Here is a 1,842-nt window from a genome sequence, read left to right as displayed (position 1 = left end):
AGGCGACGCTGACGTGGTTTGAAGAGATTTTCGAAGAGTATTAAATAAAAATTATTGTATGTTGTTGCCCTTAACTTGGAATGATAAGGGAATAACTAGAAAGATTTGTGAATATAGACTATTTCTGATATACTAAATATACAGTAATAATGAATGATGGGAGATGGGATGGAAGAATTTCAATTTGAGAGAAAGCAGCGTTTTTCTTTGAGGAAATATGCAATAGGAGCTTGCTCGGTCTTGCTAGGAACGAGTTTATTTTTTGCTGGTATGGGTGCTCAACCTGTACAGGCTACCGAAACGACTTCAAAACTAATTTCAAGTCATTATTTGGATGAGCAGGATTTACCTGAAAAGCTGAAATCTGAGTTGCAATGGTTTGAAGAAAATAAAATTGAGGTAAAAGAGGGAAAAGAATACTATTTTGTCTATCGAAAATTGGCTACAAGATTACCAGAAACAGGTCTTTTTTCTAATGATGGGATGTTTATCTTGGGAGCAGGATTATTATTGCTTTCCTTCACTTTAATCAAGAGAAAAAAGGGAGCGTCTTACTTCCTTGTGACCGTCTTTGCTGTTGGTGGCTGGGTAGCATCCATCTCTGCTTTAGAAAATTTGGTAGAATTGCAACCAGCCCTTGTTAAGAGAGTAGAAGGTCAGTTTCTACCAAGTCCTGAAAGAGTCCAAGGATACGAATTTACGGGATATTATTTGGTAAGAGATAGTGCTAGTAAGGAACTTTCTGTTGATAAGGTAGAGTCGCCAGCATTATCTCAAAAGGAGGAAAGTTCAGAACCTCAATCTAAGAAGATTGTACCACAGACTGCATCTCATTTTAGCTCGACTGAAGACCTTGTGCAATCTCCTCAACCATCCTACGCAGTTGAGAAAATTGTTGAAGCTCCTGATGAAATTGTGCCTATAGGGCCTAAGGAAGAAGTTGCAGGAAATCCCAAAGTAGAACAACCGAAAGCAGAAGATAATAGTGATTATAAAACAAGTCCTGAGGAAGGTGTGTTAAATGCCACAGTAGAGAAACCAGAATTGCTAATCACTACAGAGGAGGTTGTTTTCCAAACGATAGAACAAGAAGATGCAACCTTAGCTAAAGGGCAAACTAAAGTTGTTCAAGAAGGTGTTGTTGGTGAACGCACCATCTATACGGAAGTCACTATCGTTAATGGGGAAAAATCTAGCAAAGTTATAGAAAATATAATCACAAAAGATCCGGTGGACAAGGTGATTGTAGTTGGGACTAAGGAAGAAGTTGCACCAAAACCAACACAACCTGTAACTCCAGATCTAGAGGAAAGTAGACCAGTTCAACCTGAAAAAACTCCAATAGTAGAGAATGAAACAGAGACAAAACCAGCTGATGGAATAGGACAATCAAGACCAGGAGCAGAAGAAACGCCGGGTACAGAAGCAACACCAGGAGAGAAACAAACACCTGACAAACCCAAAGCCGAGCCGAAGCAACCAGAACCAGCAAGCCCAGCCGTGGAATCAGGGGGTGAGGAAAATCAAACTCATGCCCCACAAGGTACTGAGTCTAATCAACCATCTAAAGAAACTGCTGAGACCAAAGATTCTGAACCAGCAATCCCAGCCGTGGAATCAGGGGGCGAGGAGAATCAAACTCATGTCCAACAAGGTACTGAGTCTAAGCCACCATCTAAAGAAACTGCTGAGACCAAAGATTCTGAACCAGCAACCCCAGCCGTGGAATCAGGACGCGAAGAAGATCAATCTCTTGCGGAACAAAAGGGTGAGGAGAAACAGCTGGAGAATTCAGTTGAGGGGGTAAAAGATGTTGGTGAGTCTGCCCCACAAGGTACTGAG

The 1,842-nt window shown here is 41.3% G+C and carries 1 protein-coding gene; it reads left to right on the top strand.

Annotation, left to right across the window (positions count from 1 at the left end):
- Window positions 1-168 precede the first annotated feature (168 nt).
- Window positions 169-1,842: G5 domain-containing protein (locus HT691_RS04425; RefSeq protein WP_172923385.1), on the top strand; the 1,674-nt coding region annotated here is incomplete at its 3' end.

The organism is Streptococcus sp. 477 (assembly GCF_013277295.1).
Taxonomy (GTDB): Bacteria; Bacillota; Bacilli; order Lactobacillales; family Streptococcaceae; genus Streptococcus; species Streptococcus pseudopneumoniae.
Note: the sequence above shows the minus strand (reverse complement) of the source record. Positions and strands in the feature narration are given on the sequence as shown.